We start from the raw sequence: 22772 nt of genomic DNA, 5'->3' as shown, positions 1-22772 counted from the left end.
CTAAAATAATTAAAGGATGTTATTCATGGATTATAAAGCTATCATTTTTGACTTGGATAATACTCTATTAAACTATTCTCTCAGCGAATTAAAATCGATGCAAAAAACAGTTGAGGAACATGGATTAATTCACAGGGAATTGTTTACGTGGGACGAATTTTGGAATGTGTATACAACAATTAACACTAACTATTGGAATGATCGAGTAAAATCCAATTACTCGATTTATCAAGTATTAGAGTATTCCTTCAACGACACGTTTAAAAACCTAAATCTTGATAGCTCGGAATCTAAGCTTTTAGCCGATTTTTATTGGAATACTTTTTGTGAGGCTTGTGATTTCGAGGAATACGCACAGGAGCTATTATCCCATTTACACGGTAAATATCGATTGGCGATTATTTCAAACGGAATTGGCGAAGCACAAAGAAGGAGGCTTTCTGCTGGTGGGATTGATCATTTCTTTGAAGAATTGATTATTTCGGATGAAGTGGGATATTGGAAGCCGGATAAGGAAATATTTAATCAAGCGTTGCGAAGATTAGACATCCAGCGGACAGACGCCTTGTTTGTTGGGGATTCACTGCATGACGATTATTTCGGTGCTTTGAATGCGGGCATAGATTTTTGTTTCTATAATCGCCTCGGTCATACGATTGAAAAAGACATTCGCCCAAAATATATGATTGAAAATCTTAATATGCTAAAAGCCATTTAAAAAAGATCTCTTCTGCATTCAGGAGAGATCTTCATCTATTTCTTTTAATATTTCTCCGATTTTTCGGTTATTGATAACGAGATCAGCATATATATCGAAGTCTGTCGGTTCCATATTAATAATAACTAGCTTTGCGCTATTTTGTTTTGCGATAATAGGAAATTGGTTTGCTGGAGTAACGGTCAAGGAAGAACCGAGCACGATAAACAATTCCGCTTTTTCGCTTTCTTCAGCCGCTTGAAATAATGCTTCTTCAGGCAGCATTTCACCGAATAAGACAACAGATGGACGTAGTTTCCCTCCACATTCACACATAAATTCCTCATTCGCATATTTCTCATTACCGTATTCCTTAGCACACGACTCACAATGGACTTTTTTCATTGTACCATGGAGTTCTAATACCTTTTGACTCCCCGCCTCTGAATGAAAGCCATCAATATTTTGAGTGATGATGCTTTTTAGAAGACCTTGCTGTTCCCACATGGCCAGAATTTCGTGCCCTTGATGGGGTTTCGCCTGATTCAAGCCAAGCACACGGTGTCGGTAAAATTGAAAAAACTCCTCAACGTTTTTATTCAATGCTTCTGTACTAGCAATTTCGCTCGGATCTTTTTTAGTCCAAAGTCCTTTACCAGAAGAACGAAAATCCGGCAATCCGCTCTCTGTCGACATCCCAGCCCCGGTTAAAATAACTGTATAATTAGAGTCCTTCAACCATTGTGAAAGCAATGTAATAACCCCTTTACACTTTCATTTGCTATCATTATATCACTAAACAAAAAAGAGGACTGCTCCATTATTATGAAGCAATCCTTTTGTCATTATTTTAATGCACCTTCAACCTCTTTTACCATGCTTGCAACAGATTCAAGTCCACCTCCGGATAAATACCAAAAATCCGGATCTAAATAAATGATGTGATCATTTTTATAAGCGTTTGTTTTTTCTACCATTTCGTTCTCAACAATTTGTTTTCCTGAAGATTCTCCGTCTACAGCTGCGCCTCTATCAACTACAAAAAGATAATCTGGATTTTTTTCAACAATATACTCAAAAGAAATTCCCTGTCCATGTGTTGATACTTCAATTGTATCGTCTACAGGCGCAAATCCAAATACATCATGGATGATTCCAAATCTAGATTTTGGACCGTATGCACTTACCTTTCCTTCATTCGCAAGCACAACTAAAGATTTCCCATCCAAGTTAGATGCTTCTTCTTTCAATGCTTTAATGCTATCTTCAATTGCAGTTAGTTCTTTATTTACCTCATCTTCTTTATCAAATATTTCACCAATCGTTCTAGCATTTGATTCAAATGATTCCATATATTTTTCGGTATCAACACCTAGGTAAATAGTAGGGGCAATTGCTTTGAATTCATCATACAGTTCCATTTGTCGACCTGAAATAATAATTAAATCTGGCTTTAAGGAATGGATTTTTTCAAAATCAGGTTCTTTTAAGCTTCCAACATTTTCATATTTTTCGTCCCCATATTTTTCCAGATACTTCGGGATGTTTGTCTTTGGTAATGCAATAGGCTCGATTCCTAGTTTATCTAATGTATCAAGTGATCCAAAATCAAAGACTACTATTTTCTCAGGATTCTTTTTAACTTTTGTCTCATCTAGCATGTGTTTTATTGTCAATTCTTCGGCTGGATTGGCACCAGTATTCTCTTCAATGTTTTTCTTTTCATTCGTTCCACAAGCAGAAATGATAAGCATTAAAGCTGAAATTATTAATATAGAAATAGATTTTTTCAACTATCTTCACCTCTTAAATTTTTTTATGTAAAATCAATATTGATAACCATTATCATTCATTATTAAAAAAAAACTAAATAGTCCTCCTTTTCAGTTTACATGACAATGATATTCATTCTCAATTAGTAATATACCATATATCTAAATATTTTCAATGATTTTCTCAAAAAAAAATCCCTGTTGAATTTGCGACAGGGATTTTAGTTACATTATTTTTTTGAAATTTCCTCTAAAGGTTTTGCGTTTCCGTATGTAGGATATGGACGATTCGATGGGCTTACCCATTTCGCTCCATTCACAAGTACCTTTTGAACTTCCTTATTGTGATAAGTTGGGTATGTTTCGTGTCCAGGTCTGAAGTAGAAGATTTTACCGTTTCCTCTTTGGTAAGTACATCCAGATCTAAAGACCTCTCCCCCTTCAAACCAACTTACAAATACAAGCTGATCTGGTGCTGGAATGTCAAAATGCTCTCCATACATTTCTTCTTTTTCAAGCTCTATATATTCGCCAATGCCTTCCGCAATTGGATGCGAAGGATCAACAACCCAAAGTCTTTCTCGATCGTCGGCTTCACGCCATTTTAAATTACAGGTCGTTCCCATTAATTTTTGGAATATTTTCGAGAAGTGTCCAGAATGTAAAACGACTAGACCCATTCCTTCTAATACGCGTTTATGTACACGGTTCACAATTTCATCAGAAACTTCATGATGAGCCATATGTCCCCACCAAAATAGTACATCAGTTTCACTAAGTACTTCCTCAGTTAATCCATGCTCAGGTTCATCTAAAGTTGCTGTCTTAACATCAAATCCATTTTCAGCAAGGGCCTTCGCGATTGTTCCATGAATGCCTTCAGGGTAAATATCAGCAACTACCTGATTCGACTTTTCATGCCGATTTTCATTCCAAACCGTGATTTTCATGACTTTCTCTCCCTCGAAATTTTTTATTTAATCTCTTAAAATAGAGTTTAAACCGCTTTCATTGTGAAGTAATGAACTACTTCTAATATTTTTAATATAGCAATAATACAATAGATGAACAAGTAAATAACCTTAATAAAGTTGGTTTTCGACCAAATTTAAAATTCAGATTAGGTTATAGCGAAATTTTCGTTAAATCCTATTTATTTTTCATATATTTTTCTATTTTATTAATTTAGGATTATAATTTGGTTAAGCTACAAAATTCTTGAAAAATGAGGTGAATAACTAGATCTAAGTTTATGGTTGGAAATTCTAGAAAGCGATTGCTTTAGTGATGATTGGGAAAATTAAAGAATTTGTACCATAAAAACTAATTCAATTGTTTTGAATCTAATAAAGGCAACAAGAATAGAAAGGAAGAAAGTTAGATGAATAATGAAATGCGAGCTCCAATGTCCGAAAGGGAAATAAGAAACGCAAAGTTATCTAGAAAGGCTGCTACACAAGGAATGGTACTCCTGGAAAATAATCATGGGGCCCTTCCTTTAGATCAAGATAAAAAGAAGATTGCTTTATTCGGTGGCGGTGCTATCCGTACTGTTCGAGGAGGAACAGGTTCTGGGGATCCGTTTAATGGGGGAATTTCAGGTGGAGCGGCTGCGGATGTGAATCAAAGTCCTAGATATCATATAAATATTATGGATTCATTCTTACGGGAAGGATATGAGGTTTTAAGTAAAGAGGTATTGAATGATTATGCTGTACGTTACGACAAGGAAATGGCGAAGGTCGTGGGAAATCCGATGATCACTTTCGCCTATCCAGAAATGACCATTACAGATGATGAGCTTTCTGATTGTGCTGGAGAGACTGATACTGCCATTTATGTACTCTCTAGGAATTCCGGTGAAGGCACAGATCGAACTATGACTAAAACGATTACTATAGAAGGAGTCGAGCACGAATTAGGGGACTACCAGCTAAGCAAGGTGGAGCTAGATAATTTGCAAAGGATTGCAACTGCGTTTCCAAAAACCATTCTCGTTCTTAATATTGGTGGAGTTATTGATATGGATTTCCTATCTGAAATTCCTGGTATCTCTGCCGTGCTTTTGATGTCCCAAGCTGGACAAGAGAGTGGCGATGCTCTTCTTGATGTTTTATCAGGAAAAGTAACTCCGAGTGGAAAACTTACTGATACTTGGGCGAAAAAATATGTGGATTATCCGGCATCTGAAACATTTTCTTATAATGACAATAATGTAGACAAAGAAAAGTATGAAGAAGGTATTTATGTAGGCTACCGTTATTTCGATACATTCGGCATCAAGCCATTTTACGAGTTCGGATATGGTATTTCTTACACGGATTTTTCAATTGAATGTTTAAATATGGTGGTTTGTGGGGAGTGGGTTAAACTCAGCGTTAACGTCACGAATACGGGTGATACCTTCTCAGGAAAAGAAGTGGTACAAGCATATTATTCCGCGCCAGGAGGTTGGAGCGAAGTAGAAGGAGCGGAAAAGCCTTTTCAAGAACTAGCCACCTTTGCCAAAACAAAGGAATTGGCACCGGGAGAGTGCGAGAACCTAAATCTTCGTTTTCGCATCCGCGATATGGCTTCCTACCATGAAAATGGCGCCTATTACAAGTTAGACAGTGGAGAGTACCGTATTCGGATTGGAAATTCGTCCCGTAATACAAAACCTGTGTTGTTACTTAAGTTAACAAAACCTGTTATAACAGAGCAGCTTCTAAATGAATATCCTCTTTCTGAGGAACTTCAAGAAATAAGTAAAAAAGGAGCGATATCCTATACGCCTGAGGAGGACTGGAGCAATCCCTCTATTAAAATAATAGAAATAGATGGCAGTGAAATTGAAGTTTTGCATAATCCTTCACCTTATAAAAATGAAGAAATCACTACATATACGTTTGATTCAGGCTATAAGGCACAGTTAGATTACGAAAAGGTAGAACTTCTTGAGAAAAAATCCATTTCATTAAAAGATGTATGGGATGGAAAAGAATCATTAGAATATTTTACAGCGCAAATGGCTCTACATGAATTAGCAAAATTAAATTGTGGTACAGGTTGGGGTGTATCCAATGAAAATGCCCCAATAGTTGGTGGAAATTCGAGTACAGTTTCCGGAGCAGCCGGAGAAACAGCACCTGATTTCTTTGAAAAATACGGAATTCCATCCATTGTACTAGCCGATGGTCCTGCGGGAATAAGAGTCAATCAAGAATTTGAAGCAACAAATATTGAAACTGGAGAAAAAATAACTCGTAACCAGTATTGTACTGCTTGGCCAGTAGGAGTATTGCTCGGACAAAGCTTTGACACTGAACTTCTATATGAAGTAGGAAGAGCAATGGGTGAAGAAGCAGAAGAAATGGGTGTTACCCTCATCTTGGGACCAAGCTTAAATATTCATAGAGATCCACTTTGTGGCAGAAATTTTGAATACTTCTCCGAAGACCCACTAGTGTCTGGAATTATGGCTGCTGCCATCACAAAAGGAATGCAATCTCATCCGGGTATTGGAGCTTGTATTAAGCATTTCGTAGCGAACAACCAGGAAAGTAACCGCTATGCCGTGGATACAATCGTTGGCGAGAGAACTTTGCGCGAGATATATTTAAAAGGCTTTGAAATTGCGGTTAAGACAGCTCAGCCAATGTCCATTATGACCTCCTATAATCTAGTAAATGGGATCCCTACAGGAGATTCCTATGATCTTAATACAAATATTGCACGTGGGGAATGGGGATTCAAAGGACTTATTATGACTGACTGGAACGGTGGACAATCTACACCAGCCATCTCCATGCATGCTGGAAATGATTTGATTATGCCTGGAGGCGAAAGCAGAATACGCAACATCGTGATGGGAGCAAAAATTATTCCTCCTGCCTTTGCTGAAAATGGACAGATTGCTATAAGGGAAGAACAAATATTTACGACAGTGTATTTTCCAGAATGGAACTCATTCACTGTTGCTCCTGATGGTGATGATATCGTAACTGCTGAACTTGGAGAAGGATTTACAGCGGAAGAAAAGGACGGCAATATCCTTGTGAATGGGGAAACTATATACTTGAACTATGTAAACGAATTTAGCATGGGCCATTTCCGTCAAGAATTTGCAGACCCTGTTACGACCGAGGTTGCATCCATTTCCAATAATGGTCGCAGTATAGTCTATAAGGGGAATATGAAGAAAAAACCGACCATTACATTGGGAGATGTCCAAAGATGTGCGAGAAACAACCTGTATATCATCATGCATTCAATTGGAATGAAGAAGGCATACCCTGAAATTGAATTGAAACCATATTCTGAGATTCATGAACTAGAAGAATGGATTTAAACTTCTGAGTTGGCGATTCTTGTCCGGTTACAGCGTTCAATCATAAGTTTATTGAGGAACTTCTGCCTAGGTCAACTTTTGCAAATCTTGAAATCTATTAGGAAATAGAAAGCGGCCTTTTTATGGCCGCTTTTAAAATTTATTTTTCAAGTTTAGCCAATAATAGATGAACACGTAAATAAACTTTAAAATTAAAACAGCCTATACCTGCTGTTTCGTTTTTTATCATACTTTATCTTGCTCCCTAATCTTATCGATTGGAACAAATACTTCTAAATGACGATATAAATTTGAAAATTCTGCAGGCAACAGCCCGCCATATTCGCCATCAATGTTCAATTGCATCTTTTCTCTCGACTTTATTTTTATATGGTTTGCTTTCGTATAAATTAAATTCGGATCGTTAATATGTTCACCACGAAGAGCCAATGATGCTATTCGGATGAATTCTGCTAGGTTTGTTTTTTTCAAAATCATCAAAGTAAATAACCCATCATTGACGGAGGAATCAGGAGCTAATTTTTCGAAACCACCAACTGAATTGGTGAGGCCGATTAGGAAAAGCATAATTTCACCCTCAAATAGCTTACCATCGTATTCTATGCTTACTTCAGCAGCATGAATGGATGGCAGCATTTCAATCCCTTTTAAATAATAGGCAAGTTGACCAAGCACTGTTTTCAGCTTGCTCGGTACCTCATACGTCAACTCCGTTAGACGTCCACCACCAGCAATATTGATAAAATAGCTATCATTCATGCGACCGATATCGACTGGAATAGTTTCATTTCTGATAATGATGTCAACGGCAGAATCAATATCTCTCGGTATATTTAAAGCACGCGCAAAATCATTTGTCGTTCCGGTTGGAATAACTCCAAGTTTCGGCCGATATTCCTGCTCAGCCAACCCATTCACCACTTCATTAATGGTGCCATCACCGCCAGCGGCAATGACAATATCAAATTTACGTTGAACTGCAGTTCTGGCAGCTTTAATCGCATCACCTTCACCTGTTGTGGCATGGCAAGATGTCTCGAAGCCGGCGGTCTCAAGTTTGTGTAAAACATCTGCTAGACTTCTTTTAAAAATTTCCCGGCCTGAAGTCGGATTATATATAATTCGAGCTCTCTTCATTCACATCACCCCATCACCAAGAAATCAATGTTTGAAACTTATTACTATAATCAATTATTTATCCGAACATATCATACCTCTTTTTTTTAATAAAATCCAGAACAGTGGACAAAATTGGGCCCGGATGATGATGAGGTTGTGAACTTTTTCAAACAGTTCGGAAAGTAGCCTTGCAAATCATCGTTGAATTTTCACTTTTTGATTCCTATCCTGAAATTGGAGATTGTTTTTCTACTTCAAGAGCACGTTGGTGTATTCAATCGGACAGAAACGTTGTAGTATGTAGGAACAATGTTGTATTATGCACAGTTTCGGACGCCTGAATTCTTTAATCGGACAACATCGTTGCTTTTTACATTTCCACGGCACTTTTAGTTTTATGAAAAAATGCAAGAACACTGGATTTTATCCGATTTCATTCTCTTATCGGAACAAACAATGATCACATTCATTATTAGTTTGCTTTGTCACAACATCTAAATCAGATCCAATAGCGACCGAAGTTTATTTTATATTCACACCATCAGCATTTTTAATAACGATAGAATGTTTTCCAGCACCAAAAGTTTGGCTCGCTGATTTTATCCTGTCTTCATATTCATTTGTAAATTTCTCCATGTTTTCCCATTTACTCTTATCCAAATTCCGGGAATCTTGAACTTCCATAGTTGCGTTCGTATCCTTTGACACTATAATTTCCAAATATCCACTGTCTAAAACATTCCAATCACTTTGCATATTTCTGGGGTTCAACTCCAATGAATTACCATCCCCATTCACTTCAAGATTAATATTTTCAGGGATAAGTAATGTAGGGTCTACGAAACCGATATATCTACTATATCTTTTATATGGTATTTCTTTAAATCGTATATAAAGTGTATCCCCTTGTTTTTCCACAAGTGCATAGTCCGAAATTTCTTTTACAGGAATTCCATCCCTTCCAAAATCGCCTTTGTAAGTTCCAAAAATCGTCATCTTTTTACTCGGAGTACTTTCAATCGTTAGTGGATAGGATCCCGCTTCTACTTGAACTCTAGTAATTCCATCCAGCATCGATTCCTCATACTTAGGCAAATCCATTGTTTTTACTTCTGCAGAAACATAGTCATTTGCTGCATCGAGAAGCCCAACAGTCTGCAGCAAAGCCACTGCAAGTCCAAATGTTCCAATAAAACCGATAAAGATAATACTGATAAAATCATATTTTACATGGCTATTTTCCTTATTAAAAAGCGCTAAGTACACAAGGATTTCGATTCCTAAAATAATGAATAGAACTGGCCACCATGATAGAAGTGCTACCGCGGGATCCCAATCAAGGACTTGTTGCAATAGAAGGAACACGCCGAGGAAAACGAGTGCTCCTCCCATTGAAAAAGAACCAACTCTCCATGTTCTCATTCGTTTTCACCTTCTTCCTTCACTTGGGGCACTTTTTTACCGGACATTAGTTTAATTCCTCCGCCGATAAGTAAAAGACAGAGGATTCCTGTTTGTACGTAACGATAGAATAAAAACAAGATGTCACCTTTTATATAGGGAGCGATTAGTGGTAATAAAATATTTGTTCCTAAGTAGTACACACCAAGAACAATTAACCCTATTCCAACCCATTTTTGATGATTAATAAAAAATGAGACAATAGGAACATCTTCTTCGACGACATCACTTTCCGCTCTTGACGCTTTTTGGAGACCGTCAAAGAAGCTGAAAAACCAGATAATTGGAACGATGAACAGGAAAATTCCAAGTCTTAATACATCAAGGATATAGATGGAGAAAAGGAAAGCAGCCATTAGCTGTATGCCGCGTTTCTGCAAGCCTAAATAAAGATGACCTGCACCTGGGATAATGGAAAGTAAAGTAGCTATGGCTTTACTTTTTCTGCCGTCACCTGCCCTGTTTTCTATATCTTCTAATACGGATTTATCGACAAGCGTCTCACCTTTTTGTTTGGCATCAAGAAGCCTGATCACATCAAAAAATCCATAAATCCAAATGATTGGCAATGTTGCTAGAAAGATAAGGAATTGCTCGCGACCAGTCATCATCGTAACAAATAACACCATGATAGCAGCCCCAAGGAAGGAAGCAAGTAGTGTCATTCCTCGATATACTAATCCTAGTTGGAAGTGGCCTAAACCTGGTACAAAAGATAGAACAATTGTAAAGAAACGTTCGGAATCATGGGCTTTTTGTTGCAAAGCCACATCCTCTGGATTAATCGGCTTTTGGTATAGCTTTGAAGCCAACATAACAGTATCAATGAAGTTAATAATGTACATGATCAACCCACCTAATGCAAAAGCTGCAAAAATACCTTCATTAGTCATGCTCGCTAATGCAATTGATACAATGGGAATTCCAAAAACAGTTGCTGTATAGAAAAAACCGCGCAATACTTTTCCAAGGTACATCAAGCCCCCACCGGGAAAAAATGCGAGTAAAAACGCGATAAATGGGTTTTTATTCATGACGATCCTCCTCCTTAAGTATCTCTTCGAATTTATTAGTAAAGGAATCTTGTTTGTTTAAAAATGATTGAACAAATGAATCTGCTTGTTTTTGTTCACTATTTTCAAATGAACTGGCCATATTCATAAGATGTGAAAATACCCCTGTAGACATTAAGAGCAGCGTAACGGCTGCAGCTACAAAATAATGAACAATGGTTTGTTTCCGTGAAGTCTTTTTTCTTTGGTTTGCTACTGGCGTTTTTAATTCTGTCACTTGTTGCATAATTGAATCTGTAAAGCTAGATGATCCGGCTGGTTCCGGCATTTGGAATTCTGTCGCTTCCACTGCTTTTAAATAAAGTTCTAGACAGTGGTCACAACTATATAGATGGTTTTCATATGTTTCTCGTGTATCCTCATTCAGCTCATCGCGAACGTAATCGAGCCAATTTTCATACGTCATATGTTTCATGAAAAATCATCCTCCTTCCAGTGCTTTTTCATCCATTGCCTTGCCCGATATAATCTTACTTCGATTGTCTTCGGTTGTACCTTTTGTTTTACTGCTATTTCTTGATAAGTCTTCTCTTTTATGTAAAAATCCTCAACGACTGATTGATAATTTGCCGGTAATTCCTTAATCCTTTTGCGCAAGATCTCCCTTTTTTCTTTTCTAATTACTAACAGCTCTACACTTTCCGACGGAGGGGCATGGCCGGTTTCATCGTACTCTACTTGTTGGTTTTCTTGCCTTCTTACCTGTTTTCTTTTTATATCGATTGCATGATTTACGGCGATTCTCGTGATCCATGTTTTAAAACCTTGCTTCTCATAACGGGGGAGAGAAGTATAGATTTTAAGAAATACCTCTTGTGCAGCATCTTCAGCATCTTTCTCGTTGCGAAGAACACCGTACACTGTATAAAAAATATGGTTTCGGTATTTTTCAACGAGAATACGAAACGCATGATCATTGCCGTTTTTTATTTTTTCAATGAGCACATCATCCAAAACTTCTCCCCCCTTTCCGACCTTGCATAAAAATAGACGTTGCGAACAACATCCACCCCTACACTTTTTTCTAATTTATTTTATCATGGTTGGGCAAACTTATTTTCTTTATCTTTTACAAACCCATAATCTAGTAAAGATGCTAAAACACTCGCCCTCTATTATAATAGACGAAGATAAGCAGCCTCCCCCTACACTAAAAAAGGAGTTTTATATGAATTTATAGAATGATAATTAAATAACATTTTTGAAAGGAACGAAATATGAAAATTAAAACAGCCATGTTAGCAACAGGCATGGTCATCGCAATCATAAGTATGATTGGAAATTATTTATTTTTTGTCAGTAAACAATTAAAAGAGCCAATCATGTTGAAGCATTATTATGACACCCAAGTTGGGGTAGGAAGTATGCTTGAATTTCAATACGTGACTAATCGAAATGATGATACTGAGATTTCCTGGTTTATAATTCCAAATTCGGATATAAGACTTCCCGTGTCTTCGGATCAAACATATCAGACCTATAGACATCATCAACTTAAAAATGTATATACAACTATAACGGAGGAGATTGCTCGGAAATTGAATAAAAGTGCTCTGGAAATGACTCAATTAGAGGTTTATTTTTCAAATGGAGATATGAAGTTAATGGATATTGGGGAAATCATTCTTCACGAATTTAAAGAAAACAATTCTCCATTCGATTTTCGTGCTGGTGGAGGATCAACAGACAATACCGGATTTTCAGTAGCGGTTGCTACAAAGGATGTGAACATCACGGGTCTGGAGATTCCTTATGCGGATAAATTTGAAAAATCCATAAAACTTTATGTTGGAGACACCGAAAGGACGCCCCCTAACTTTCAGTCGCCAAAAGGAGAACTTCTAACAATAGATTCCTTCCCGATACATAAGAAAAAAGGGGATTACTTATCATTCGATTACCAAATCCAATTTGAACAGGATGATAAAAATAAACATCATTTATATACATTTGAAATCAAATTGGTCGGCAACGATGAAAATGGTGAAACATTTTCCTTTCCAGATACAATCTTTTATAAACCTGAATTAACCGATAAAGACATTGCAGCCATCGTACAGGGGGAAACATAATGACACACATCGGTAAAGCTTTCACGAAGACTTTTTGGGGATTCATACTCGTATTTTTGGATTTTAAAATTAATCACTTTGATCTCTTGCCGGATTTTATCGGTTATTTTATCATCATATCCGCTTTAAGCGATTTAAACGCATTATCATCCTTTTTTAAAAAAGCGAAAATACTCGCCATCATTTTAGGGATATTGACTATTCCTGAATATTTTATGGGTGAAATCAATATTCTTGAGGGAATTGCCCCCTCTACATCGACAATCTTGATTCTAATTGCGTCATCCATACTTTCTTTAATTCATATTGCTTTTATTTATTATTTATTGCAAGGCTGCATTGAAATAGCCAATCAATATCAAAATCTGCCCCTTGCTAAAACGACTAAAAATCTCCTAATCATATATATCGTGACTTTACTTGTAGTTGCCATTCTAATGCCATTTGTTTTGAACATACCGGAAACTCTGGCGATCACTTTGATTACAGTAGGCGCAATTGCATCTTTTGTCGTGTATGTCATGATTCTTTTCTTAATGTGGAGTTACCGCAATTTCTTTAAACAATAAAATGGTAGGCATCATTTTTTTACGATGCCTACCATTTTTTAAATTTCAATATCCACGACGATTGGAAAATGATCGCTCGGAAATCTACCGTTAATCTGATCGTTTACGATTTTTAGAGTACCCACTTTTACATCTCCACGATATAAAATCCAGTCAATTCGTCCTTCTCCTCCGGTCGGATCATTAAAATTATTAAAGCTGCCTAGTTCTTCATGAATTCGTTCAATAGCAGAATCCCATGTATCTATAAAATCTCCTTTTAAAAATACTTTATGGGAATCCGACTCTGCAACTGTGTTAAAGTCTCCCGTAATAAAGATTGGAGCCGAAGAATCAAACGCTTCCGATTGTTTTACTATCAATTCCGAACCTTTTACTCTCGCATTCTCTGAAACATGATCTAAATGAGTATTCAAATGGTAGAAAGACTGATTCGTCCTCTTATCGAGGAAGTGAACCCAAGTGGCCATTCGCGTACAATCATTTCCCCATGTACTCGATCCGATAACATCCGGGGTATCAGATAGCCAAAAGTGATCGTATTCCGTCACTTGAAAACGGCTTTTTTTATAAAATATTGCCATAAACTCGCCTTTGCTGCCCCCTTCTCTTCCTAAACCAATCCAATTATATTCTTCAAGAAGTTCATCCAAATCTTGCACTTGGTTAAATTTGCATTCCTGGGTCCCAATAATATCAGGAGATTCCCTTTTAATTAGATCGCGAATTAGCACTTTCCGTTCATTCCATGAATTAGGGGGTGCATCACAATCATTGCGTACATTGTACGTCATAATACGTATATTCATTAACTAAGCCCCTTCCTCATTTTCAAAATAAATGAATGCCTCGTTCCGCTAAAAATTCAACAGAATCTAGTAATGACTCGGAATCAACTTGGTACACTTCCCGCACAAGCTTCTCCCACCTGTCAAAATCATTCATTTTAATTTCACTTATATTGCGAAACGTCATGATCTTCATGGAACGATTGCGTAAAAAGTAACATTGATGACCATTGAAACGGACGGCCGTAATTCTTCTCATCGTAATATTATCATCACTGTCCAGGTACGATGAACGAATATCATCCGAAATATCGGTTTCCGCTAATGACTTCCAGATGATCTGTTTTTTCACAAAAGATTTACCATTTGATCTTCGGTCAATTTCATATGTATCCGAACTCAGTTTTGTAAAAATAATTTCTTCACCAAAACCATGCATATGATGTCTTGTTTTTGCTTCCAGCTCGACAGGCTTCATGATTGGAGAACCATAGCCGACATCAACATAATACTTTTTATCTTGAATCGTGATCATTATTGCAAGATGGCCTGGTTCTACTTTTACTAGGGAACAATCATACCCTAGCAATAATAGTAATCTGGCAAAATTCATATTAAGTGTAAAGCAAGTACCTCCCCACCCTTTTTCTACCATGTTTTGAACGAAGACAGGGAGAGGTGGTATATAATCTGGTGCCAGAGTGTAATATTGAAATTTACTAAATGTTTCGTATGGAATGAACGTAAGATGGTGTTGAATGAGACGCTGCAAATAATTAAGATTTGGTTCCTCGCGCGTTAAGCGTAAATGGTTTAAATATTGATTTGCAATTTCCTCCATCATTCAACACCTCGATTTTATTGAAGTCTATTTTTAATACTATTATATACCTCGTCCCAAACAGAGGGATCCGTAACATTCCTGTTCATCATTTGACTATACATTTCGCTTTGTTTTTCCGCAAAGCTTTCATCTTCCTTATTAGGAAGCTTAGAACGCTGTTCTTCAACATATTGCTGCTGTATTTCTGATCGTGGTCCCCAAACAGCACGTTCATTTCCATTTTTGTCGATAAAAATGAAAATAGGGATTGCTCTTGATGTACCATTCGTTAAATATTGATCAATGAGCTCCAAGTTTTGATCACGAAGCAACATACGAACTTCTAGCCCACTCTTTTCAGCTATTTTTAATAAAATAGGAACATTGAGCATGGCATCTCCGCACCAATCTTCTGTAATGACAATAACACGAAGTTCTTCATTCTTTAAATTAGCTAAAGATGCCTCATCTCCTGCCGGAACTTCAAAATTTTGAAGAATCGTTTGCAAATTTTCTTGATGTTTTTCCATCGAATTTATGTACTCTTCTGGTGTCATTCCTTTATTAAACCAATCCACTAAGTTCATATTCCCGCCTCTTTTCTATTTAGTTGCCTATTATTATATACTAGGATTCATTTACATTCAGCTATGAGGCTTATTAAAAAACTGATTTTGAACGATTCCCTTTTCCGCGAAACATTGGAATGTAGTTTAAACGTATATTCCCGTTCGTATGGAATCTATTCTTCAAGAACTTTCTATTCTCGTTCGAGAGCATCCTATTCTCGTTTAGACCTTCTATTCCCGTTCGAGAGCATCCAATTCTCGTTCAAGTACTTTCTATTCCCGTTCGAGAGCATCCTATTCTCGTTCAGACCTTCTATTCCCGTTCAAACTCCTTCTATTCCCGTTGAGAAGCATTCTATTCCCGTTCGGGAACAATCTATTCTCGTTCAAGAACTTTCTATTCTCGTTCAGACCTTCTATTCCCGTTCAGCTAGACCCTATTCTCGTACAGACAGCTTTTATTCGATTTGCTATACCCCTGTAAAAGTCCTCTTCAATGCGTTCATTTATCGATAATTGGCCAACAAAATAAAAATAGGCACCCCATTTCGGAGCACCTATCCTTATTATTATCGTTTATCCATTTCTTGCTTCAATAATTTATTGACCATCGGCGGGTTCGCTTGGCCCTTTGTTGCTTTCATGATTTGACCGACTAAGAATCCGAGAGCACGGCCTTTTCCATTTTTATAATCTTCGATGGATTGCGGGTTGGCATCCAATGTTTCCGTGACGATAGCAAGCAATGCGCCTTCGTCGGAAATTTGCACTAAGCCTTTTTCTTTTACGATTGTTTCCGCGTCTCCGCCTTTTTCAATGAGTTCACGGAATACTTGTTTTGCAATTTTAGATGAGATTGTTCCGTCTTCAATTAACTTAATCATCCCTGCGAGTCCTGCTGGCGTTAACGCAGTATCATGCAGTTCTTTTTGTTCAGAGTTCAGGTAAGCAGAAACCTCACCCATCATCCAGTTGGAAGCTTGCTTCGCCTCGGCGCCTTCAGCGAGAACCGCTTCAAAGAAGTCGGACATTTCTTTCGTTAATGTAAGGACCATCGCATCATACGCTGGAAGTCCAAGTTCTTCTACATAGCGTTTTTTACGAGCGTCTGGAAGTTCAGGGATTTCCGCACGAACACGAGCCTTCCACTCATCATCAATATATAACTGAACAAGATCTGGCTCTGGGAAGTAGCGATAATCTTCCGCTCCTTCTTTGACACGCATTAAGATTGTTTCACCAGTCGCTTCATCATAGCGACGAGTTTCTTGCTGGATTACTCCGCCTGACAAAAGAACCTCTTCCTGGCGTTTTTGTTCAAACTCTAAACCTCTGCGAACAAAATTGAAGGAGTTCAAATTTTTCAATTCGGTTTTCGTTCCAAATTCCTCTTGCCCAACTGGACGCAAGGAAATATTGGCGTCACATCTTAGAGAGCCTTCCTCCATTCTAACATCAGAAACACCTGTATATTGAATAATGGATTTCAGTTTTTCTAAGTAAGCGTAAGCTTCTTGTGGTGAACGAATATCTGGCTCAGAAACAATCTCGATTAATGACGTTCCGGCACGGTTTAAATCAACGAGAGAGCCATCTTCTTTATGTGTTAATTTCCCGGCATCCTCTTCAAGGTGAAGGCGTGTGATACCAATTTTCTTTTTAACCCCATCGACTTCTATCTCAATCCAGCCATGTTCACCGATTGGTTTATCAAATTGGGAAATTTGATAAGCTTTTGGATTGTCTGGGTAAAAGTAATTTTTACGATCAAATTTTGTTTCAGTTGCAATTTCACAATTAATTGCCATCGCAGCTTTCATCGCATATTCTACTGCATTTTTGTTCAACACTGGTAAAACTCCTGGATAACCAAGGTCAATAACTGTCGTATTGTGATTTGGTTCAGCCCCAAAATGGTTCGGAGCAGGTGAAAATACTTTTGATTCTGTTTTTAATTCCACGTGGACTTCAAGTCCGATTACCGTTTCAAAGTTCATGTCGTCTCTCCCCCCTTACAATTGTGGTTTTTGCTTATGGAAATCGGTTGTTTGTTCAAACGCATGAGCGACACGGTAAATGGTTTGCTCGTCAAAATGCTTCCCGATAATTTGCAATCCAAGTGGAAGCCCTTGTGTAAATCCACATGGAACAGATATTCCAGGAAGACCTGCTAAGTTTACAGGAATTGTCAGTAAGTCTCTGACGTACATTGTAACAGGGTCATCAACGACTTCCCCAATTTTATAAGCTGGAGTTGGAGTGGTTGGGCCAATAATTACATCATATTTTGAAAATACATCCTCAAAATCTTGCTTGATCAACGTTCTCGTTTGTTGAGCTTTTTTATAATAGGCATCGTAAAATCCAGAGCTAAGTGCAAATGTACCAAGCATGATGCGACGCTTAACTTCATCGCCAAAGCCTTCTGAACGAGACTTTTTATATAATTCCATTAGATTCTTAGGGTTTGGCGTCCGATATCCGTAACGGACTCCATCGAACCGTGCAAGGTTAGCGGAAGCTTCAGAAGAAGCAAGTAAATAATACGTTGCAACTCCATATTGCGAATGTGGCAGAGATACTTCTTCCCAAGTGGCTCCAAGACCTTCAAGTACTTTTAGCGCGGCAAGCACTGACTCGCGTGAAGCTTCACTCACTCCTTCTCCTAAATATTCTTTAGGAACAGCAATTTTTAATCCTTTAATATCTCCTGTTAATCCGGCTGCATAATTTGGAACATCTTTGTTCACTGTAGTGGAGTCTTTAGCATCTAGCCCAGAAATCGCTTGTAAAATAAGGGCATTGTCCTCAACAGTACGTGTAATTGGTCCAGCTTGATCTAAAGATGATGCAAAAGCGACTAATCCGTAACGAGAAACACGTCCATATGTAGGTTTCATACCAACAACGCCGCAAAATGCAGCTGGTTGACGAATGGAACCGCCAGTATCCGTACCGAGAGCAAATGGAACTTGTCCAGAAGCAACTGCTGCTGCGGATCCACCTGAAGATCCACCTGGAACTCTGTCAAGATTCCATGGATTCCGTGTAAGTTGGAATGCTGAAGTTTCTGTAGTAGATCCCATCGCAAATTCATCCATATTTAATTTCCCGATTGTTACACTGTTCATATCATTCAACTTTTCAATAACTGTTGCGTCGTAAATTGGGTCAAAGTTCTCAAGCATCTTACTAGCACATGTTGTACGTAGATTCTTTGTAACGATATTATCTTTCATTCCCGCCGGAATTCCGAAAAGTAGATTGTCCCCAATCTTGCCATTCAATTCTTTTGCTTTAGTTCTAGCATTTTCTTCATCAACTGTAAGAAACGCTTTTATTTTTCCGTCAACTTCATTAATCCGGTTGATGGAATGATCTACAAGATCAGAAACTGAGATTTCTTTTTTATGTAAAAGTTCGTGTATATCTTTTATGCTATGATCAAAAATCGACATGGGAGTCCCCCCTTAATCCAAAATGTTTGGTACTTTAATTTGTCCATCTTCATGTTGAGGGACGTTTCTCAACACATCTTCAATTGGCAACCCTTTTACCGCTACATCTTCTCGCATCACGTTTTCCTGTGCAAAAACGTGAGAGGTCGGTTTAATATTTTCAGTATTCAGTTCATCCAATTTCTCCGCCATCTCGATGATACGGTCAAGCTGTTCAGTGAAGTTTTCCGCTTCTTCATCATTTATTTCAAGTCGAGCTAAATGTGCTACATGCAAAACTTGATCTTTTGTTATTCTCGACATTCTTCTACACCTCCAAGTAAAATCGATCCTCGCAATACTATTGATAATATCAGAAAAACTTAGACAAACGCAAGAGGGCAAGCACTTTGCCCCCATTGTAAAAAAAGCTTTTATTATAATTTTCCATTGGGATTGGAACCGATTGAGACTGAATTGCAAATTTTATTCTGGTTCAGTCCCTATTCGAACGCTATCGAGACTGAAATCAGACTTTCTTCCGGGTTCAGTCCCGATTCGAGCGCTATCGAGACTGAAATCGGATTTTCTTTCGGGTTCAGTCTCAATTCAAGCGCTATCGAGACTGAAATCAGACTTTCTTTCAGGTTCAGTCTCAATTCAAGCGCTATCGAGACTGAAATCAGACTTTCTTTCAGGTTCAGTCTCAATTCAAGCGCTATCGAGACTGAAATTGGATTTTCTTTCGGGTTCAGTCCCGATTCGAGCTCAACCGAGACTGAATTAGGATATTAATTCGTGTTCTAATCGAATCCTTAAGTTTTAATTTCTAACAATAACCCCAATTAATAAATATGAACGAACGGTTCCTTATCTCCTGCGTTTCTGACAATTAACGCCTCAGCACCATTTATAGATGTCACGTTTACTTCCACCTTAATGTAATCCGGGAAATGGTCCATTACAAGGGAAGTCGCATATTGGGTGAAGGCTATAATTTCAGCTTCTCCATATAACTGGATGGGGATATCAATTGTTAGTTTGATAAACTGATCATTTTTATAAAAAGCTTGTCCAATGACACCATTGTAATTCGGGAAGTATTTCTCTACATCGTCTTTAAATCTCATAAAATAAGCTACATCTTCACGATGATCTGTTTCCGCTACGGTTGATGGAAATAGATAATACGTTTCATCTATCGCTTTCCAATCACTAAGTGAAGCACTTCCTTTATTGGCATGTGCATAGGCGAAAAAATTTCCAGGGATGACTGCATTTTTTCTTTTTTGCTCGAAGAGGGCAATGGTAATCGGTACATCGCCAATCTCTTTATCAGAACGAAGTCGCTTAATAATGACTTCGGCCATTTTCTTTCCTTCAGCGGCTAACTCATTATGAGAAATTTCCTGCTCGAACGTTGCACCATATTTTTCTTTTTGATAGTAATGGACAGAGTTTAAAGCAAGACCAATGACAATACCGCCAAGCTTCACTGTATCTTTATTTTTGATTAAATAGTCATGTTCAAGAATGTGGGCAAGATAGATTGGACTTTTTTCATTTTGTGCCTCTATTGATCCTTTTTCATTATTTACAGGATTAAGACCTAGATTATCTTCATCTTTAATTTTTAAATCTTTCAACTGACCAGCGGTGTATTTTCTTCTTAGCCATTTACTGACTGTCTCTTTTTCAAGCTTTTGTCCTTCCTGAAATACATATTTATCTGTTGGGAAGTTTTCCTTTGCAACTCGCATTAAACCAGTTTCAAACTCATCAATGTCGTATTTTGAATTTAGATTAGATACGACCATTCCCCTTGTTTTACTAGTTTTATACGGAACAGTTGTCCGATAATATGATTCGGAAATTTGATAGTTTGGAATGATGGATTTTTCCTTTTGATCGTTCGTATCCTGGACAATCTCATCGTTCTTTTCAAACGTTGGCACACAGCCGCTTAAAAGAGCTGTAGCCAAAGCCACTGCCAACCATTTTCTCATGCTTTTTTCCACCTTTATTTTCTAAAGATTGTGGGTTTATATTACTCGGCAAGCTCTTCGAGAAGCCTTTCCTCATCCCACACTTCTATTCCAAGCTCTTCTGCTTTTGTCAATTTAGATCCAGCGTCTTCTCCAGCTATGACAAGATCCGTTTTTTTACTTACACTGCCTGAAACTTTCCCGCCCAATGACTCAATTATTTCTTTCACTTCGTTACGGGCCATTTTTTCCAACTTACCCGTCAAAACAACGGTTTTTCCATTAAAATAAGAATCTATATTTTCGGTATCGGATCTTTTCATGCCTAGATATTCCATATTGACCCCGGCATCCTTTAGCTTCGAAATTAATAGTTCAAATTCTTCATTTTCAAAAAAAGTTGCAATTGCATCTGCCATTTTTCCTCCGACTTCTTCTACATTTAGCAATTCTTCCTGCGTTGCAGAAGCAAGTTTTTCGATTGTTTCAAAATGCTCGGCAAGAGTTTTCGCCGCTTTTTCGCCTACATGACGGATGCCAAGACCGAATAATAATTTTTCAAGTGAATTTGCTTTTGAAGCTTGGATAGCATTGATTAAGTTCGTTGCCGACTTTTCTCCCATTCTCTCCATGTTCAATAACTGATCCTTCGTTAAAAAGTAAATATCCGCAGGATCTCTTACAAGCTGGAGGGAGAATAATTGCCCAATGACTTTTTCACCTAAACCTTCTATATTCATTGCATTTCGAGAAACAAAGTGAATCAATCCTTCACGTCTTTGCGCTGGACAAGTTGGGTTAATGCAGCGAAGGGCAACCTCACCTTCCAAACGCACTAATTCACTATCGCACTCCGGACAATGAGTAGGCATATGGAATGGATTCTCTTCACCACTTCTTCTTTCCGCTAGTACATTCACTACTTCCGGAATGATATCCCCTGCTTTTTTAATAACAACATAGTCGTTGAGCCTAATATCTTTTTCTCTTATCAAGTCTTCGTTATGAAGGGATGCTCTTTGTACAGTCGTTCCAGCAACTCTAACTGGTTCCAATATTGCAGTAGGTGTAATTACACCAGTTCTGCCAACACTTAGTTCAATATCAATCAGTTTCGTTACGACTTCTTCAGCAGGAAACTTATAAGCGATAGCCCAGCGCGGAGTTCTGGCCGTACTTCCTAGCTGTTCCTGTAGGTCAATAGAATCAACTTTAATGACGATCCCATCAATTTCATAATCAAGTTTTGGCCGATCCTCAGTCCATTTATAAATATACTCGATGACTTCTTCAATCGACTCACACTTTCTTCTTTCCTTATTCACTTTAAGTCCAAGCTGCTCAAGCAGGTCGAGACCACCGCTATGAGACGTTACGCCGGTTGTTCCATAATCCCCGATTCCGTAAAGAAAAAGATCTAGGTTCCGTGATGCTGCAATCCTTGGATCAAGTTGCCTTAATGATCCGGCAGCAGCATTTCGCGGATTAGCAAATAATACTTCGCCATTTTCTTCGCGGTCTTTATTTAATTTTAAAAATGACTTTTTCGGCATATAGGCCTCGCCGCGAACTTCAAGAGTATATGGTTCAGTAAGTCTTAATGGAACGGAGCGGATTGTCCTTAAATTGGCTGTAATATCTTCACCAATTGTTCCGTCTCCCCGAGTTGCTCCTTGCATAAATAGTCCATCGACATATCGAAGTGATACGGCAAGTCCATCAATTTTCAATTCACAAATATAGGAAAATTGATCTTCTGTCGCCTGTCTAATTCGACGATCAAAATCGCGTAGATCCTCCTCAGAAAACGCATTGGCGAGGCTAAGCATCTGCGTGTTATGCCGAACTTTTTCGAAGGACGACAAAGCTTCGCCGCCAACACGCCTAGTCGGTGAATCAGGCGTAATGTACTCTGGATATTCTTCCTCTAATTTAATCAACTGCCTCATGAGATTATCATACTCAGCATCCGGAATTGATGGGTTATCCAACACATGATATTCATAATTGTATTGGTTTAATAGACTATATAAATTTTTCAACTGTTTTAGGGCGGTTTCACGGTCCATAACGTCAG

General features: G+C 38.0%; 20 protein-coding genes. 4 read left to right on the top strand and 16 right to left on the bottom strand.

The features are described 5' to 3' along the window. The first annotated feature begins 25 nt into the window (after positions 1 to 25). Positions 26 to 718, top strand: coding sequence for a YjjG family noncanonical pyrimidine nucleotidase (locus tag NQ185_RS17655; RefSeq protein ID WP_257583349.1), 693 nt, complete (start codon positions 26 to 28; stop codon positions 716 to 718). A gap of 18 nt (positions 719 to 736) precedes the next feature. Here NQ185_RS17655 and NQ185_RS17650 read toward each other — a convergent pair whose 3' ends face one another. The 3 genes from NQ185_RS17650 to NQ185_RS17640 all read right to left on the bottom strand — a co-directional run bounded on the left by NQ185_RS17650 (position 737) and on the right by NQ185_RS17640 (position 3419). Beyond that, positions 737 to 1450 carry an NAD-dependent protein deacylase gene (locus NQ185_RS17650; RefSeq protein ID WP_257583347.1) on the bottom strand — a complete coding sequence of 238 codons (714 nt, stop codon included), beginning with the start codon at positions 1448 to 1450 and terminating at the stop codon, positions 737 to 739. A gap of 92 nt (positions 1451 to 1542) precedes the next feature. Next, entirely contained in the window at positions 1543 to 2490 is a 948-nt protein-coding gene (locus NQ185_RS17645) for a siderophore ABC transporter substrate-binding protein (protein ID WP_257583346.1), read from the bottom strand. A 209-nt stretch (positions 2491 to 2699) separates the two neighbouring features. Next, positions 2700 to 3419, bottom strand: a complete 720-nt coding sequence (locus NQ185_RS17640) for a ThuA domain-containing protein (RefSeq protein WP_257583345.1) — start codon at positions 3417 to 3419, stop codon at positions 2700 to 2702. 431 nt (positions 3420 to 3850) lie between these two features. On the opposite strand from NQ185_RS17640, the gene NQ185_RS17635 reads away from it, so the two are divergent. After that, complete coding sequence (locus NQ185_RS17635; RefSeq protein WP_257583344.1) at positions 3851 to 6799, top strand: glycoside hydrolase family 3 protein; 2949 nt, start codon at positions 3851 to 3853, stop codon at positions 6797 to 6799. Between the two features lie 225 nt (positions 6800 to 7024). Here the strand turns inward: NQ185_RS17635 and NQ185_RS17630 are convergent, their stop codons facing one another. The 5 genes from NQ185_RS17630 to NQ185_RS17610 form a co-directional block, all read right to left on the bottom strand. Further along, positions 7025 to 7936, bottom strand: a complete 912-nt coding sequence (locus NQ185_RS17630; RefSeq protein WP_257583343.1) for a diacylglycerol kinase — start codon at positions 7934 to 7936, stop codon at positions 7025 to 7027. Between the two features lie 504 nt (positions 7937 to 8440). Beyond that, positions 8441 to 9340, bottom strand: a complete 900-nt coding sequence (locus NQ185_RS17625) for a LiaF transmembrane domain-containing protein (protein WP_257583342.1) — start codon at positions 9338 to 9340, stop codon at positions 8441 to 8443. Continuing rightward, positions 9337 to 10413 carry a hypothetical protein gene (locus NQ185_RS17620; protein ID WP_257583341.1) on the bottom strand — a complete coding sequence of 359 codons (1077 nt, stop codon included), beginning with the start codon at positions 10411 to 10413 and terminating at the stop codon, positions 9337 to 9339. The genes NQ185_RS17625 and NQ185_RS17620 overlap by 4 nt, the downstream gene beginning before the upstream one ends. Then, positions 10406 to 10867 carry an anti-sigma factor gene (locus NQ185_RS17615; RefSeq protein WP_257583340.1) on the bottom strand — a complete coding sequence of 154 codons (462 nt, stop codon included), beginning with the start codon at positions 10865 to 10867 and terminating at the stop codon, positions 10406 to 10408. The genes NQ185_RS17620 and NQ185_RS17615 overlap by 8 nt, the downstream gene beginning before the upstream one ends. Further along, a complete protein-coding gene (locus tag NQ185_RS17610; RefSeq protein WP_257583339.1) occupies positions 10864 to 11406 on the bottom strand; it encodes an RNA polymerase sigma factor in 543 nt (180 codons plus the stop codon). The genes NQ185_RS17615 and NQ185_RS17610 overlap by 4 nt, the downstream gene beginning before the upstream one ends. Positions 11407 to 11669: 263 nt before the next feature. Here NQ185_RS17610 and NQ185_RS17605 point away from each other — a divergent pair, with 263 nt between their 5' ends. Together NQ185_RS17605 and NQ185_RS17600 are read left to right on the top strand one after the other, a co-directional pair. Further along, on the top strand, positions 11670 to 12524 hold the full coding sequence (locus NQ185_RS17605; RefSeq protein ID WP_257583338.1) for a hypothetical protein: 855 nt from the start codon (positions 11670 to 11672) through the stop codon (positions 12522 to 12524). Next, positions 12524 to 13093 carry a hypothetical protein gene (locus tag NQ185_RS17600; RefSeq protein WP_257583337.1) on the top strand — a complete coding sequence of 190 codons (570 nt, stop codon included), beginning with the start codon at positions 12524 to 12526 and terminating at the stop codon, positions 13091 to 13093. The genes NQ185_RS17605 and NQ185_RS17600 overlap by 1 nt, the downstream gene beginning before the upstream one ends. 38 nt (positions 13094 to 13131) lie before the next feature. Here NQ185_RS17600 and NQ185_RS17595 read toward each other — a convergent pair whose 3' ends face one another. From NQ185_RS17595 to ligA, 8 genes are all read right to left on the bottom strand, one after another. Then, positions 13132 to 13902 carry an endonuclease/exonuclease/phosphatase family protein gene (locus NQ185_RS17595; RefSeq protein ID WP_257583336.1) on the bottom strand — a complete coding sequence of 257 codons (771 nt, stop codon included), beginning with the start codon at positions 13900 to 13902 and terminating at the stop codon, positions 13132 to 13134. Between the two features lie 22 nt (positions 13903 to 13924). Further along, positions 13925 to 14722 carry an arylamine N-acetyltransferase gene (locus NQ185_RS17590; protein WP_257583334.1) on the bottom strand — a complete coding sequence of 266 codons (798 nt, stop codon included), beginning with the start codon at positions 14720 to 14722 and terminating at the stop codon, positions 13925 to 13927. A gap of 17 nt (positions 14723 to 14739) precedes the next feature. Then, on the bottom strand, positions 14740 to 15291 hold the full coding sequence (locus NQ185_RS17585; protein WP_257583333.1) for a thioredoxin family protein: 552 nt from the start codon (positions 15289 to 15291) through the stop codon (positions 14740 to 14742). Positions 15292 to 15842: 551 nt separating this feature from the next. Beyond that, positions 15843 to 17270, bottom strand: a complete 1428-nt coding sequence (gatB, locus tag NQ185_RS17580) for an Asp-tRNA(Asn)/Glu-tRNA(Gln) amidotransferase subunit GatB (RefSeq protein WP_257583332.1) — start codon at positions 17268 to 17270, stop codon at positions 15843 to 15845. A gap of 15 nt (positions 17271 to 17285) precedes the next feature. After that, entirely contained in the window at positions 17286 to 18731 is a 1446-nt protein-coding gene (gene gatA / locus NQ185_RS17575; RefSeq protein ID WP_257583331.1) for an Asp-tRNA(Asn)/Glu-tRNA(Gln) amidotransferase subunit GatA, read from the bottom strand. Positions 18732 to 18743: 12 nt separating this feature from the next. Next, positions 18744 to 19034, bottom strand: coding sequence for an Asp-tRNA(Asn)/Glu-tRNA(Gln) amidotransferase subunit GatC (gatC, locus tag NQ185_RS17570; protein ID WP_257583330.1), 291 nt, complete (start codon positions 19032 to 19034; stop codon positions 18744 to 18746). Between the two features lie 521 nt (positions 19035 to 19555). Continuing rightward, entirely contained in the window at positions 19556 to 20716 is a 1161-nt protein-coding gene (locus tag NQ185_RS17565; RefSeq protein WP_257583329.1) for a CamS family sex pheromone protein, read from the bottom strand. 41 nt (positions 20717 to 20757) lie between these two features. Next, positions 20758 to 22764: an NAD-dependent DNA ligase LigA gene (gene ligA, locus NQ185_RS17560; RefSeq protein WP_257583328.1), complete on the bottom strand. Its 2007-nt coding sequence runs from the start codon at positions 22762 to 22764 to the stop codon at positions 20758 to 20760. Positions 22765 to 22772: the final 8 nt, after the last annotated feature.

Source organism: Lederbergia panacisoli (assembly GCF_024626525.1).
GTDB lineage: Bacteria > Bacillota > Bacilli > Bacillales > Bacillaceae_C > Lederbergia > Lederbergia panacisoli.
This window is presented reverse-complemented; position numbering and strand designations above follow the sequence as displayed.